The organism is Paenibacillus sp. FSL L8-0641 (genome assembly GCF_038006265.1).
GTDB lineage: Bacteria > Bacillota > Bacilli > Paenibacillales > Paenibacillaceae > Paenibacillus > Paenibacillus polymyxa_D.
Window position 1 is genome coordinate 2,573,623 of record NZ_JBBOUW010000001.1, and the last position, 14,351, is coordinate 2,587,973.

The 14,351-nt window shown below is 43.1% G+C and carries 11 protein-coding genes; 6 read left to right on the forward strand and 5 right to left on the reverse strand.

What is annotated here, in order from left to right; genetic code table 11:
• Position 1: 1 nt before the first annotated feature.
• The 6 genes from MKY16_RS11560 to MKY16_RS11585 all read left to right on the forward strand — a co-directional run bounded on the left by MKY16_RS11560 (position 2) and on the right by MKY16_RS11585 (position 8,758).
• Positions 2 to 1,408: a response regulator transcription factor gene (locus tag MKY16_RS11560; RefSeq protein ID WP_340955384.1), complete on the forward strand. Its 1,407-nt coding sequence runs from the start codon at positions 2 to 4 to the stop codon at positions 1,406 to 1,408.
• Between the two features lie 47 nt (positions 1,409 to 1,455).
• A complete protein-coding gene (locus MKY16_RS11565) occupies positions 1,456 to 3,114 on the forward strand; it encodes an extracellular solute-binding protein (RefSeq protein ID WP_340955385.1) in 1,659 nt (552 codons plus the stop codon).
• Positions 3,115 to 3,436: 322 nt separating this feature from the next.
• Positions 3,437 to 5,173 (forward strand): sugar ABC transporter substrate-binding protein, encoded by a 1,737-nt coding sequence (locus MKY16_RS11570; RefSeq protein ID WP_039274898.1) that lies wholly within the window; start codon positions 3,437 to 3,439, stop codon positions 5,171 to 5,173.
• Positions 5,174 to 5,235: 62 nt separating this feature from the next.
• On the forward strand, positions 5,236 to 6,150 hold the full coding sequence (locus MKY16_RS11575; protein ID WP_039274897.1) for an ABC transporter permease: 915 nt from the start codon (positions 5,236 to 5,238) through the stop codon (positions 6,148 to 6,150).
• Positions 6,151 to 6,163: 13 nt separating this feature from the next.
• A complete protein-coding gene (locus MKY16_RS11580; RefSeq protein ID WP_340955386.1) occupies positions 6,164 to 7,057 on the forward strand; it encodes a carbohydrate ABC transporter permease in 894 nt (297 codons plus the stop codon).
• 63 nt (positions 7,058 to 7,120) lie between these two features.
• On the forward strand, positions 7,121 to 8,758 hold the full coding sequence (locus MKY16_RS11585) for a glycoside hydrolase family 13 protein (protein ID WP_340955388.1): 1,638 nt from the start codon (positions 7,121 to 7,123) through the stop codon (positions 8,756 to 8,758).
• Between the two features lie 7 nt (positions 8,759 to 8,765).
• Here MKY16_RS11585 and MKY16_RS11590 read toward each other — a convergent pair whose 3' ends face one another.
• The 5 genes from MKY16_RS11590 to MKY16_RS11610 form a co-directional block, all read right to left on the reverse strand.
• Positions 8,766 to 9,857: a GerAB/ArcD/ProY family transporter gene (locus tag MKY16_RS11590; protein WP_165150639.1), complete on the reverse strand. Its 1,092-nt coding sequence runs from the start codon at positions 9,855 to 9,857 to the stop codon at positions 8,766 to 8,768.
• A gap of 28 nt (positions 9,858 to 9,885) precedes the next feature.
• The gene (locus tag MKY16_RS11595) at positions 9,886 to 11,088 is read right to left on the reverse strand and encodes a Ger(x)C family spore germination protein (RefSeq protein WP_165150641.1); all 1,203 of its coding nucleotides are present in this window, start codon (positions 11,086 to 11,088) and stop codon (positions 9,886 to 9,888) included.
• A gap of 9 nt (positions 11,089 to 11,097) precedes the next feature.
• Entirely contained in the window at positions 11,098 to 12,714 is a 1,617-nt protein-coding gene (locus tag MKY16_RS11600) for a spore germination protein (protein ID WP_029515313.1), read from the reverse strand.
• Positions 12,715 to 12,897: 183 nt separating this feature from the next.
• Positions 12,898 to 13,587: a metal-dependent hydrolase gene (locus tag MKY16_RS11605; protein WP_069011459.1), complete on the reverse strand. Its 690-nt coding sequence runs from the start codon at positions 13,585 to 13,587 to the stop codon at positions 12,898 to 12,900.
• A 111-nt stretch (positions 13,588 to 13,698) separates the two neighbouring features.
• The gene (locus tag MKY16_RS11610; protein WP_029515311.1) at positions 13,699 to 14,334 is read right to left on the reverse strand and encodes an FMN-dependent NADH-azoreductase; all 636 of its coding nucleotides are present in this window, start codon (positions 14,332 to 14,334) and stop codon (positions 13,699 to 13,701) included.
• Positions 14,335 to 14,351: the final 17 nt, after the last annotated feature.

Below are 14,351 nucleotides of genomic sequence, written 5' to 3' on the forward strand. Positions count from 1 at the left end.
GATGATTAAGGTATTGATAGTGGATGACGATAAATTAGTACGAAAAGGAATAAGCTCTGCGATGCCGTGGAACGAGTTCAATATGGAGGTTGTAGGAGAAGCAAGTAACGGGTTGAAAGCACTGGATTTTCTGAAAGCCCAACCGGTCGATCTGATGTTGACGGATCTCGCGATGCCGGTGATGTCAGGTATTGAACTGATGCGAGCTGCAAGGCAGCTCTATCCAGAACTACATATTGTCGTATTAACACTGCATCAAGATTTCGATTATATCCAGGAAGCGCTCAGACTTGGAGCCATCGACTATATAGCCAAAGTTCAGCTCGAGAAGGAGCAATTCGAACACGTGCTGCATCGAATATATGCTCGGATTGACGAGCTGGCGAATACAAGACGAAAGCTGCCTCTGCTAAGTGAGACCAATGTCCATTATCGCCATGTGTATGCACTTGTTTCACTGGATCGCAAGTCAGGACAGAGCTGGCCGATTGAACTGACATCCAATGTAGACGAGATCCGATGGGAGGTTGAACGGAACTGTTGGATGTGGACGGCACCCATGGACGTAGAGGATCAGCTGTTCCATAAACTGAAGGAATCCCTGGATCAAGTTCCCCAAGGCGCCTTGCTGGTTATATCCGATGTACAAGACCGAACATGGTCGCAAATCCAAAACTGGATTATGAATTATACAGAAACGTCCTTATTCTATGCATACAACCCTTATGATCCTGTCATTGCCGTTTCGATGGATGTGGAGGACTCTTTTCCAATAGAACCGAAGGATGAAGACATGGATCGTATTAAGCAAAGTTGGTTCCTATCACCATGGACCCACAACGATAGTTACTACAACCAACTGATTGAACAGCTCAAATCACTAAGACTGCATAAAGGCCAGCTGATGGGATTGCTATACTCTATAGTTATGGAATGGAATCACCTTTTTGCCCAGACTACGCTGGGTAGAATCTCAATGATCCATTCTTTTCAATCCTGGTACGAGGTAGAAGAGTGGATCAAGCAGACCTCTGAGGGCATTCGTAAGTCAGATGAACAGACTTCGTATTCACAGGAAATTGTAGACGCCGTGAAAAAAGCGATTATGATCATGCACAATGATTTGGACCAAGCTTTTACAGCTTCAGGTCTGTCCCAGCAACTGAACATCAGCCGAAGCTATTTCAGTCAATGCTTCAAGGATCTGATGGGGAAAACCTTTAATGAGTACTCCCGATTTATACGAATAGAGAAGTCTAAAGAGTATTTATTGAATACAAACAACACGATTTTCTGGATTGCGGAGCGAGTGGGTTATACGGATGAAAAATATTTCAGCCGAATTTTTCGCGAATTGACAGGTCTGCTACCAAGCGAATATCGACACCTCGGCAGAGGGGATAAATAGCGTACTCTCCCAGATGACCAATAAACCGGGCGAAAGAGGGGAAAGCGATGATTAAGAAGATGGCTGCATGTGTTCTTGTCGTCAGCTTAATTGCAGTGACCGTATATTTCAGCAAACCATACTTCCGGGAATCGCCAATGGGACCAACGAAAACAATCTCGGACACTGCCGCTGCCGATCCATTTGGGAAATATGAACATCCCGTTTCCATCCGACTGGGATATGCGGTAGACCCAACAGGCGCGGATCTCTCTGGAGGAGAAACACTTGAGAAGAATATATGGAAAACGGTGATTAAACAAAACCTTAACATTGATGTCCAGGTATTATGGCAGGTATCGAAGGGAAATCTGAGTCAGAAAATCGACCTGGCTATCGCCAGCAATGATCTGCCGGATGCCATGATTGTAAATCAGCTGCAGCTGAACGAGATGATCAAGGCTGGTGAAATTGAAGATCTAACCGAGGCATACAATAGCAGCGCATCACCGGAAATAAAAAAAATTATTGATAGCACAAACGGATTGGCTATGGAACAAGTGACCTTCGCTGGCAAGATAATGGCTGTTCCTTCTGTGACAGCGGAAGACTTCAGCATGCTCTGGATTCGACAGGATTGGCTGGACCGTCTTGGACTGAAACCGCCGAAAACGGTAGATGATCTGGAAGCTATCGCCAAGGCCTTTGTGGAGAATGACCCAGATGGAAACAGTAAGCGGGATACGATTGGCCTTGCTTCAAGCACTGGACTGTATAACGATTTCAACAACAGTGCTTTTTCTTTTGATCTAACGCCAATCTTCGCAGCATATGGATCTTTTCCGGGATATTGGCTGAGCAAAGATGGAAAACCTGTATACGGTTCGGTTCTACCGGAAACGAAGGACGCCTTGGTCAAACTGTGTGAAATGTACGCCAAAGGCCTTCTCGATCCAGAACTGGGTCTCCGCAAAGAAGCGGAAGAAACAGTTATTAACGGTCAGGCGGGGATGTTCTTTCAAGGTTTTTATGCTGGGTACTGGCCCCTTCCGAGCGCTTGGCAGAACGAGCCGGAGGCGAACTGGCAAGCATACGCACTCCCACTGGATGCAAACGGTGCATACCATGTGAAGGTGGATAATCCGTCAAGTTCATTCTTGGTGGTACGAAAAGGATATGCTCATCCCGAAGCGATCATAAAAATTAACAATCTGTACCTTCGTGATGAGTTCAAGTACGGTACGCGTTTTATGCTGGGCCGCAATTTCTTAGCTCCGACAGATGAAGCACGATTTGAAACAAAGGCCGCGCAGGATATTCTGATGGGAACCAAAACACCCGCCGATTTCAAGGACAAGTCTGAATACAAATTGCTGGAAAATTTGGTTTCGACAATAAAACAAACCAAATTGAAGCCTTATGATCAATATGGTATTTCCTATTGGAATGAACACAGCAACAGCTTTATGCGGGGTTATTCGCTTCTAGTAGGCGGAAGAAATTTTTTCGATCCAAACATCCATAAAGTTCGAAGCCTTACCTATATACGAACTCCAACGATGGAGAAGGCTTGGGGTGAACTATCAAAACTGGAACATGATACATTTTTAAAAATTATTTTAGGCGCTGAACCGACCGATTCATTTGATCAATTTGTCGAGGAATGGAAGAAACAAGGGGGCGATCAAGTGACTGTGGAGGTGACTGCACTCCATAACCATCGCTGAAGACCATCATGAATGTGATACGATAAATTCTATAAGCACGTTTATAATTCCATTAATCAAGCCGACGATTCCTGTTTCAGGAGCTGCCGGTTTTTTTGTTCTTCACTTTGATTAGTAAGTAAGGATAGACAAATGTATGTCGGTAGGTAGGATAAATGCTTACAAGCCAACATTGGCTTTTTGATCCCAAATGAAACCGCATACATTCCTCTATCCAAACAGACGTTCAATCCCTATCTCGATTTGTCTTCTCCGAGCTTTATAATGAAAGCGCAAACAACAATGATAGAGAAATATTCAGAACGAAGGGGAATCGAATGTGATGAGAACTAAATGGTTCATAAAAAGCAAATTGTTGACGAGACGTCTGGCTGCGCTGTCGATGTCTGCCCTGGTGATTTCAACCCTTGCAGCCTGTGGGGGCTCCTCCAACCCTCCCACTGCGGAGGAAGCGGGCAAGTATGAGGCAACACCGGGAGACCCATTCAGTGCCTATAAAGACGAAATAACCGTAACGATGGGGCGTGTGACTACAGCCAACCCGAAACTGCCGGCTGGAGATACGTATGAGAACAACGCGTATACTCGGCTGGTTAAAGAAAAGTTTAACGCTAAGATTAAAGACCAATTTGAAGCCAACGGAGAAGATTACAGCCGTCAGGTTTCTCTCGCCATCGCCTCTGGAGAACTGCCTGACATGATGCGTGTTGATTCCAAGGATGAACTCAAAGAACTGGTTGATAATGATCTGATTGAAGATATGACGGAAATTTACAAGCAGTATGCCACAGATAACATCAAGAACATATACGACTCTTATGAGGGCCGTGCATTGGACAGTGCGACGATAGATGGACGTTTAATGGGACTTCCGGCTACTTCCCTAGATTCCGCGCCAACCATGGTCTGGGTTCGTCAGGATTGGCTGGATCTACTGGGAATCCAACTTGACGCAGACGGAGACGGGGCCATCAAACTGGATGATGTGGAGAAAACGGCCGAGGAATTCTTGAAAAGAGATCCTGGCCAATCCGGGAAACCGGTAGGTATTCCCTTTGTGAACACCCTGAATACAAGTGACTATAATGGTTCTGCCTATACCATGCTCGGAGTTGCCTCCACCAAGGGTGCATTCCCTCAATACTGGTTGAAGGGGAAGGACGGCAGCATTGTTTATGGCTCGACAACTAAGGAAACCAAGCAGATGTTAGGCGTCATGGCAGATTGGTTCAAGAGAGGCCTCATCGACCCGCAATTTGGAACACGCACATTTGATGATATTACGGCACTGTACACCAACGGTCAAAGCGGCATTGCTTTTGGACCATGGCATATTCCTGACTGGGGTCTCAGCAGCGTGAAGCAGATGGATAAGAATGCGAAATTCACGGCTTACACTTTGGAGGATGCAGACGGAAAGGTAAACGTGGCACACGCCAATCCAGCCAATCAGTTTATCGTTGTGAGAAAAGGATATGAACACCCGGAACTCGCCGTTAAAATAGTAAACCTTTTCTACGATAAATTGGCAAATGATAAAAATGTGGAAACATCTATGCCAGAAGCCGCCAAGTATCAAGAGAACGGCGTAGACGGTTCTACCAGACCTTTTAATATTGAAGTCAACTCGGCTACCTCGCTGCTGGATGATTACTCTGACATTGTTCGCGGGATTAAAGGGGAGATTAGTTTGGATCAGGTCCGGACGACAGAATCAAAGAACAATATTAAAAGTATTCAAACCTACTTGAGCGATATGGATACGGATAACGTAACAGCCTGGGCGAAATATCACTCGCGTATCAACGGAGTGGGACTCATCGACAAACTGACACGGGAAAACAAATTCGTTTGGATGACACCCGCTTTCTCTGGCACTACACCAAGCATGAAACAGACATGGGCTAATCTGACTAAGATGGAGCAGGAATCTTTCATCAAAATCGTGACTGGTGCAGAATCTCTGGATTACTTCGATACTTTCGTTAGCAATTGGAAGAAACAAGGTGGTGACCAGGTAATTCAGGAAATTGAAGACGAGGCTGCATCCGAAAAATAAACAATCATGAACTGCTAGAAGGGCTGCGATAAGCAGCCTTTCTTCAGGAAAGGGGTCCATCCATGAAACAGGGAAATGAGAGAGCAAAAGGTCGGTTGGGCACGGGTGCCATGTATCATTTGATGATGCTTCCGGGGATTTTATTTTTACTGGTATTCAGCTATGTTCCGATGGTCGGTGTCATTACGGCGTTTCAGGATTATATACCAGCCAAGGGGATGTTTGGCTCCAAATTTGTAGGGCTGAAGCATTTTATTTATATGTTTAAACTGCCGGACATCGCACAGGTTTTTAGTAATACGTTGGTGATTGCCATTGCCAAGATTCTATTGGGAACAATGATGGCTATCATTTTTTCCATCTTGTTAAATGAGATCCGCATCAAATTCGTTAAAAAATCCGTACAGACAATTGTTTATCTGCCACACTTTCTATCCTGGGTAGTTCTAGCATCCGTGGTTGTTAACATGTTCAGTTTGGATGGAATTGTGAATCAAATTTTGGCTTTTTTCGGTCTGGAAAATATTAATTTTCTCGGCAGCAACACCTGGTTCCAGCCGCTGATTATTGGGACAGACGTGTGGAAGGAGTTCGGTTACAGTTCCATTGTCTATTTGGCTGCAATTACTTCGATTGATCCGGGTCTGTATGAAGCGGCAGGAATGGATGGAGCCAGCTGGTGGAGAAAAGTATGGCATATTACATTGCCAGGTATGCTGCCTATTATCCTGCTCATGGGAGTGATGAGTCTAACCAATATTTTGAGTGCCGGCTTCGATCAAATTTATAATCTGTATAATCCGGTTGTCTATGAATCGGGGGATATTCTGGATACTTATGTATATCGGATTGGACTCGTTGGGCGACAGTATAGCTTCGGTACGGCTGTTGGCCTGTTCAAGTCAGTGATCGGTATTGTTTTGCTATTGTCCGCCAACCATTTGGCCAAAAAATACACCGACCGAAAAATATTCTAAGGAGGCAAAGCCTATGCCGTATTCTGTAAGCCTAAAAGATCGAATTGGCCGGTTTGTCATCAATGCCATCGTCATATTGCTGGCATTGATCTGCCTTCTTCCTTTATGGAATATCGTTGCGATTTCATTCAGCAGCAGCGAGGCCGTGTCAGCTAATGCTGTAGGTCTCATACCGGTCAATTTTACAACAGCAGCGTATACGAAAATTATCGATGATGCTCAGTTCTGGCGTTCCTTTGGCATATCTGTTCTACGTGTTGTGCTTACACTTATTCTCAACATGATTCTTATTATTTTAATGGCATACCCGCTCTCCAAGTCGAAAAGGGAATTTAGTGGCAGAAACATTTATATGAATGTCATGATTTTTGCCATGCTGTTCAGCGGCGGGATGATCCCGAGTTATCTACTGATCAAAAACCTCGATATGCTTAATACAATTTGGTCGCTTGTTCTACCGGGAGCTGTCCCTATATTCAGTGTCATCCTTGTCATGAACTTCTTCTCTGCTGTACCTAAGGCGCTAGAAGAAGCAGCATTCATCGATGGGGCGAATCCGCTCCAGGTCCTGTTCAAAGTGTATGTTCCCGTGTCCATCCCTGCGCTGGCGACGGTAGCACTATTCAGTATCGTGGGAACGTGGAATGATTTCTTTAGCGGTTTGATCTATATGACCCAAGTCAGCAATTATCCGCTAATGACTTATATTCAGTCCCTTAACGTGAATATTGCCGAACTTCTTCAATCCGGCACCAACTCAGCACAACTCAGCAACCTGACTGAAATTTCAAACAAAAATCTAAATGCGGCAAAAATCGTAGTCGCTGTCATCCCGCTACTGCTCATTTATCCGCTGCTTCAAAAATATTTTGTGACTGGAATTGTTGTAGGATCGGTAAAAGAGTAATTGTATGATGTGACTTGATTAAGATAAAAATACTATTTGTGATTGGAAGGGTTGTAATGAACAATGGAAAATAAAAATTGGTGGAAAGAAATCGTTGTATACCAGATATATCCACGGAGTTTTCAAGATAGTAATGGTGATGGAATCGGCGATTTGAAAGGAATTGTTTCCCGTCTAGACTATTTGCAGCAACTCGGTGTCGGTGCAATTTGGCTATCACCAGTTTGTAAATCCCCTCAGGATGATTTTGGTTATGATATTTCGGACTATCGGGATATTGATCCGATGTTCGGGTCTTTGGATGATATGGGGATGTTAATTCATGAGGCTGGGAAACGTGACATTCGAATCATAATGGATTTGGTGTTAAACCATACTTCCGATGAGCATCCATGGTTTCAAGAAGCAAAAAAAAGTAAAGAAAATCCGTACCATGACTACTATGTCTGGAGAGATGGCGTTGAAGGAATGCCACCAAACGATTTGGGTTCCATCTTTGGTGGTTCAGCATGGGAATGGGTACCCGAGATAGGACAATATTATTTACATCTTTTTTCTGTAAAACAGCCGGATCTCAACTGGGAAAACCCAAAAGTCCGACAAGAGATTTACGAAATGATCAATTGGTGGATAAGCAAGGGTGTAGGCGGTTTTCGACTTGACGTAATTGACTTAATCGGAAAAGAGCCAGATTTGAAAATTACCAGCAACGGGCCGAATCTGCATAAGTATATCAGGGAACTCAGCAAGGAGACGTTTCAAAAAGCTGGAGACCTGCTGACGGTTGGAGAAACATGGGGCGCTACGCCAGAGATCGCCAAATTGTATAGCAACCCGGACGGCAGTGAGTTCTCAATGGTATTTCAATTTGAACATATTAGTTTGGACGAACAAGCGGGGAAAGGGAAGTGGGATCTTAAGCCTCTAGATTTTCTAGAATTAAAAAAAGTGTTGTCTAAATGGCAGACAGAGCTGAAGGGGGATGCCTGGAACAGTTTGTTTTGGAATAATCACGACTTACCCCGAATCGTTTCTCGTTGGGGAGATGACGGAGAATACAGGATAGAATCGGCTAAAATGTTGGCAACCCTTCTTCATGGCATGCGAGGCACACCATACATTTATCAGGGGGAAGAATTAGGAATGACGAATGTTCAATATCCAATTGAAGACTATCGGGATATTGAGTTACTAAATTTCTACAAAGATAGAATTGAGAAAGGATACCCTGAAGATAAAGTTATGGAGTCAGTCTTTGCAAAGGGGCGTGATAACGCTCGAACACCAATGCAGTGGGACGCTTCCGACAACGCTGGTTTTACATTAGGGAACCCTTGGATTAAAATAAACCCGAATTATAAGGATATCCATGCACAAGAAAGTTTAAATAACCCTGAATCCATATTCCATTATTATCGGAAACTAATCCGATTAAGGAAAGATCATGAAGTGATCATATATGGGGATTATGAGCTGATGTATCCCGAGAATAAAGATTTGTTCGCTTACACTCGAACGCTGAAAGGAGCCAAACTACTTGTAGTATGTAATTTTCAAAAATACACAACCCATCTCCCACTTCAGAAAGAGCTGGCAGAGACTAAGCAGTTGCTAATATCCAATTATCCAAATAACATGTCTGAAATAGAAATGCGTCCTTATGAAGCGAGGATGTACCTTATCGATACACTCCATAAATGAAAAGGTCTCAGCTTTTTAGATTTCTTTTTTTGATGACAATAACCACAAATAGTAACAAAGGGAGGAGAATTTGAAAAATAGGAAACCAGGAATTAAGAACAAATTTCCGACCGATTACCATGTGATGAGTATAGTTAGGCGACAAAAAAGAAAGCCCATAAATAAGTGCAGCAAGGGGAAGAATCCATTTTTTAAATCCGACTCCAGTTATTTTTTCAAGTCCTATCACTGCACCGTTAAAAAATAAAGACATTTTGATGATCAAGCCAAGAAAAAGAAGCAAGGTGAAAAGGGCATCCATTCGTTCGAACAGATCTGCTAATTCAATCAACTGAACGGTTTCCAAAAGTGGAAGTGTGCTATTAGCGGCGATCTTAGGTCCGAGAACAAAAATATCCAATTGATTAATAAATGTTAGAGCAAGTGCGGTCACTATATAGGCAAAGAAAACGGGTTTTGTGAGATTCCGGCCTTTATGTACGAGCGGATAAAATACAAGAAATAACACAGTTTGTCCGAATGGAAAGGAGATAAGCTCAGGAATAGCGGCTTTAAATATGGGTTTCCATCCTTCCTCTAAAACTGGAAGGGAATTTTCCAAGTGAAAGAGACCCGTTGCCGGAATTAATATACTAATTATGGCGTATCCAAGTACAAAAAAAGGGAAAAGGAACAAGCAAAATAAGAAAAATGCTTTGTAGCCGTAACGAACCGTGTTGGATACAACCACGATTGTGATCAAGATGATGATCCACAAAGGGGTTTGGCGGAGCAATGTCATTACTGTCACCTCGCCTAAATCGCGTATGTTCCGAGAAGCTTCATATGTAAAATACAGCACAAAAAGTAAATTGATGAGTGTGCCCACATATTTCCCAGTGTAACGGCGAAACAACATGAACAAATCTAATTCAGGATCTTGATGGTGAATAACAAGATGGAGCTTTAGCAGAAGTAGTCCTGCTAAAGCTCCTATCAACATGACTAACCAAGCATCTTGATTTGCTTCAGCCCCCATTAAAAACAAAGTTGTACTTCCAACTTCAAATAAAGACATACAAATGATCAACTCGGATAGTCGGATTGTATTTTGACGCATGGCTTCAATTCACCTCTCCCTGTTTATCTTATTTCAACAGTTCGTTAAAAGATTTTTCGAATAATCCTGGACGTGCAAGCTTCATTTTTACATCTATTTTTATATCCATGTTTGCTAACTCTCCAGGCCACGTCTCTTTTATTTTTTTCCAGTCTTTTGGATACTTGTGATGGATTTTATTTCCAATACCGATAAGGTCGATATTCTTTTGCTGTAAGGCTTTCCAGCCTTCCTGAATTTGCAATTTGATCGTTTCTGCTGCTTGCATCTGCAATTGATGTGTACTTTGCATATTTTTCATTTCTCTTTGGGAAGAGGCTGACAGAAGATCACCGGTAGCTTTAACGTCAACGTTTAGGTAATAATGATTTAAATTCTTGATTGGCGTAACCTTAATCTTGGCTTTCCGGATGAGGAAAGCGGACGTAACATTCCCATCTACATAGTTTACAGTAGTGTTTTTAATCTGGTTGTTTAACCATGAAACCCCCATACTTTCCTTTTCATTTAGAAAGCCGACTCTCTTGTCTTTCTGAAAAATGCTTAAACCCGATAACTTGAGTTTATTTTTGGCGGAGGTTTCCTTGAAAACATCAACAGAGTCTAGTTTCTCCGGCTCTGAACCCTCAAGAGATATTTCTGGAACTCCGGCTGCGCCACTATCGGAGCTAATTTTCGAAATAAATTCATACATGGATATTGCGGGGTAGATTGATCCTAATTTGCTATCTCTTTCTATAATCTTTTCTAAAGCTTGACCAGGAATTTTCTCTGGTGGTACAAGCTTTTTTAAAAAATCACGAGCCTCTCCGTTGGCAATGAATACTTTTACAGTTTCTCGTGAATCAAGGTTGCGGAGGTAAATATCAATAATCTCTTCAATGCCTTGTTCTGCTGCTTTTTTTCCAATAACGAGTATATTATTTTGGGCAAAATATAGTTTACGCGGGTATTCCAGGCTACTCTTCGTAACGGTTTCTCTCAATGTTTTTCCATGTGTAGAAAAGGTATGTACAGCGCTTTGCGATGCCCCGGTGGAAGAACCACCTGATCCAGTCGTCATAGCTGATGGAATTATGATTTGATAGGTATTGATCCAGTCGCCCTTATGGCCATCAATTCCAGTTGCTGTTGTGATGGCTAATTCGTTCAATTCTGTACGATCTACGCACCCTGTAAGTAATAACCCTGCAATAAACAGAACATAACTAACTCTTAATTGCCGCACCATTGATCTCTCCTATTTTTGGGTATCAGACTTGTCATTATTTTTGATTTCATCCGAACTAGCAGGGTATTGGTGAGCTGCCTGTCTTGTCTGGTTATGGCCTGATTTTTCGCTAGGTCTGGTTTTCATAGCCCACCACGGAGCTCTGATGATAAGGTCCTTCATATTAGATTTAAAGGTGGGGCTGTAGGGCACAAAATAATCAACTCCGAATGATTTGAGAGATACAAGATGAACAAGAAGGGGGATAATTCCTATCAGAATACCGAATAAGCCCAGAGCCCCCGCCAGTAGCATAAGTGCAAAACGCAACAACCTGACTGCTGAAGCCATACCAAAATACGGGATGACAAAGTTCGATATAGCAGTGAAGGCAACAACGATAACCATTGCACCTGAGACCAGTCCGGCTTGCACCGCTGCCTGCCCGATAACCAGAGCTCCTACAATGGAAACGGCTGGTCCGATGACCCGTGGCATTCGCACACCTGCTTCACGAATCACTTCAAACATCAATTCCATCATTAATGCTTCAATTAATGCAGGAAAAGGAGTTCCTTCCCGTTGAGCCATCAGCGTAATTAACAGCGTGGTGGGGATCATTTCCTGTTGGAAAGTCGTCAAGGCTATAAATAGAGAGGGAAGCAACAATGAGACTAGAAAAGATACCACACGAAGAGCCCTTAAAAAAGTTGAAATGTCATATCTCTGGTAGTAGTCTTCGGCCGTTTGAAAGAAATTGAAGAAAGTTACAGGTGCAATCAGAGCGAATGGCGTCCCATCAACCAGAACAGCTACTTGTCCGTCTAAAAGGCTACCTGCGACAGTATCCGGACGCTCTGAGTTTAGCATGGTGGGAAAGAGACTAAGTGGTTCATCCTGTATGAATTCTTCGATATAGCCACTTTCAAGTATGCTGTCTGTATCAATGGATTGAAGCCGTTTTGTAATTTCCCGTATTACTTCTGGATTAGCGACATTTTCAATGTAAGCTAATATGACTTTAGTTTGTGTATATCGTCCAATAACGTGACTTTCAAATTTAAGGTCAGGTGTCCGCAATTTTCTTCTGATCAGTGTAATGTTAGTTGAGACATCCTCTGTAAATCCTTCTTTAGGACCCCGTACTACGGTCTGAGTACTGGGTTCCTGAATAGCCCGTCTTACTCCGCCTGCGATGGAAACTGCCAAAGCATAGTTGTTTCCGTTGATGACAATGACAGCATTCCCGGAGAGAATGGCTTGATATACCTCATTTTGCGAATGTATCATTTGAATATTTCCTGCTGGAATTGTCTTCTTTAATAGAGAGACCGTGCTATTTTCACCAAGCTTAGAGGAAGATTCAGAGAGCTTTTCTGTAATTAAACCTTCCATTAAATCGGAAAGTAAGTTTTGATCAATTAATCCCTCGATATAACATACTGCGAGATGACCGGCATGGGCAGGATTTTCGGAAAAATTACGAATGATAAAATCAGGACCTTGTCCGAGTTTCGATTTGAGTAAAGACAGAGTTTGGGGCAATGACGGATTAATGGGGTCAGTTGTTTGCTGATTGGACTTTTCACTATCTTGTCTACGCCTTCTTTCAGGTCTCAGAACGTTTCTAAACCAACCTAACAACACAAGTTAACCCCCTTGCTTTATTGATAAAGCATATTTTATCCTCTAAGACCTAAAATATACTTCTTAAGAGCAGTTGATTCCAAAGTTAACCATTAAAATCCAAAAAATCAAAAGCGGGCGCCGTCCAACAGAGGAGAGCGCCCGCTTTTGATTTTTTGGAAATAACTAAATTCAACTAGCAGGTCAGGGAATCAACTCGAGCCCTTCTCCCGGTTCCAACACTTTCCCTACCCCTTCCTTTAGAAGCGAAGCGAAGTAGTGAGGGTCTTGTTTGATATGAGGGAACGTATTGAAATGGATCGGCACAACTTGTTTCGCTTGAAGCCATTCAGTTGCCAGCGCAGCATCTTCTGGACCCATAGTATGGTTGTCTCCGATCGGCAGAAATGCCAAATCGATATTGCTGAGTTCTCCAATCACCTTCATATCGTAGAACAAACCTGTGTCTCCTGCGTGGTAAATCGTTCTGCCCTCTGCTGTGAACAGAATCCCTGTAGGCATTCCCGTATAGATGATTGTTTTAGTCTCCAGATTAACGAGGCTTGAGCTATGAAAAGCCTGGGTTAATTTCACTTTTCCAAATTCGAATTGATAAGCTCCCCCAATGCTCATGGCGTGGGTTCGTACACCTTGCCAACTGAGAACATCCGCTAGCTCTGCCGATGCGATTACCAGCGCGTCATTTCGTTTTGCAATTTCCACAGTATCTCCAACATGATCCCCGTGGCCATGGGTCAGAAGGATTACATCAGCCTGCACGTCGGCTGCTTCCAGATCGGTGTTGGAGTTGCCTGTAATAAAAGGATCAATAAGAATAATTGTGCCATGGGTTTCGATTTTTACAACCGAATGTCCATGATAAGATACTTTCATTTTTCTTCCCCCTTGGTCAAATCGGCGGTGCCGGGTTTATTCAGATTAATGTGATGTAACAAACCATTGCCACGATATTGACTAATCTCCAATCGCTATCGAAACATACTCTTAGAAATTCTTCGCAGCATTGCGCGCTTTTTCAATTGCTTCGGCTTTGATTTGGGGAGCGCGGTCTCCCGCCGTGGACAGACCTTCCACAAATAGGCTATCAAAGTCTGTTACGCCGACAAAATTCAAAACCGTCTTCAAATGACGGCTTCCATTCTCGCGTTCCGCCACAGGACCTTCCGAATAGATGCCGCCGCTAGCTTGAATGTGGAATGCTTTTTTGTTATGCAGCAGTCCAACGGGGCCATTCTCCGTGTATTTGAATGTTTTGGCTCTGACGCAAAAGGAATCAATGTATGCCTTCAATACCGGAGGGTAAGAAAAGTTCCACATGGGTGTAACGAACACGTACTTGTCCGCGGTGACAAACTCTTCGAGCAAATGATTCAGTTGGGTTATTTTTTCTTGATGCGCGGCAGTCAATTGATCAAACGATGCTCCCGTTTGAAGCTTGCCCCATGCCTCCAATACATCTGCATCGATATGCGGAATGTCTCGTTGATACAGATCTACGTGCACAATCTTATCTTCTGGGTGACTTTCTTGATAGGCTTGTACAAATTGCTCGCCAACGGAAAGGCTGTAAGATGCTTCAGGATTACCAGGATGCGCAGTGATATAAAGAATAGTCGACATAATTATATTTTCTCTCC

Excerpts from the sequence above, each read along its gene's own strand:
- MKY16_RS11560 (WP_340955384.1), top strand. The coding sequence starts at position 2 with ATGATTAAGGTATTGATAGTGGATGACGATAAATTAGTACGAAAAGGA.
- MKY16_RS11565 (WP_340955385.1), top strand. The coding sequence starts at position 1,456 with ATGATTAAGAAGATGGCTGCATGTGTTCTTGTCGTCAGCTTAATTGCA.
- MKY16_RS11570 (WP_039274898.1), top strand. The coding sequence starts at position 3,437 with ATGAGAACTAAATGGTTCATAAAAAGCAAATTGTTGACGAGACGTCTG.
- MKY16_RS11575 (WP_039274897.1), top strand. The coding sequence starts at position 5,236 with ATGAAACAGGGAAATGAGAGAGCAAAAGGTCGGTTGGGCACGGGTGCC.
- MKY16_RS11580 (WP_340955386.1), top strand. The coding sequence starts at position 6,164 with ATGCCGTATTCTGTAAGCCTAAAAGATCGAATTGGCCGGTTTGTCATC.
- MKY16_RS11585 (WP_340955388.1), top strand. The coding sequence starts at position 7,121 with ATGGAAAATAAAAATTGGTGGAAAGAAATCGTTGTATACCAGATATAT.
- MKY16_RS11590 (WP_165150639.1), bottom strand. The coding sequence starts at position 9,857 with ATGCGTCAAAATACAATCCGACTATCCGAGTTGATCATTTGTATGTCT.
- MKY16_RS11595 (WP_165150641.1), bottom strand. The coding sequence starts at position 11,088 with ATGGTGCGGCAATTAAGAGTTAGTTATGTTCTGTTTATTGCAGGGTTA.
- MKY16_RS11605 (WP_069011459.1), bottom strand. The coding sequence starts at position 13,587 with ATGAAAGTATCTTATCATGGACATTCGGTTGTAAAAATCGAAACCCAT.
- MKY16_RS11610 (WP_029515311.1), bottom strand. The coding sequence starts at position 14,334 with ATGTCGACTATTCTTTATATCACTGCGCATCCTGGTAATCCTGAAGCA.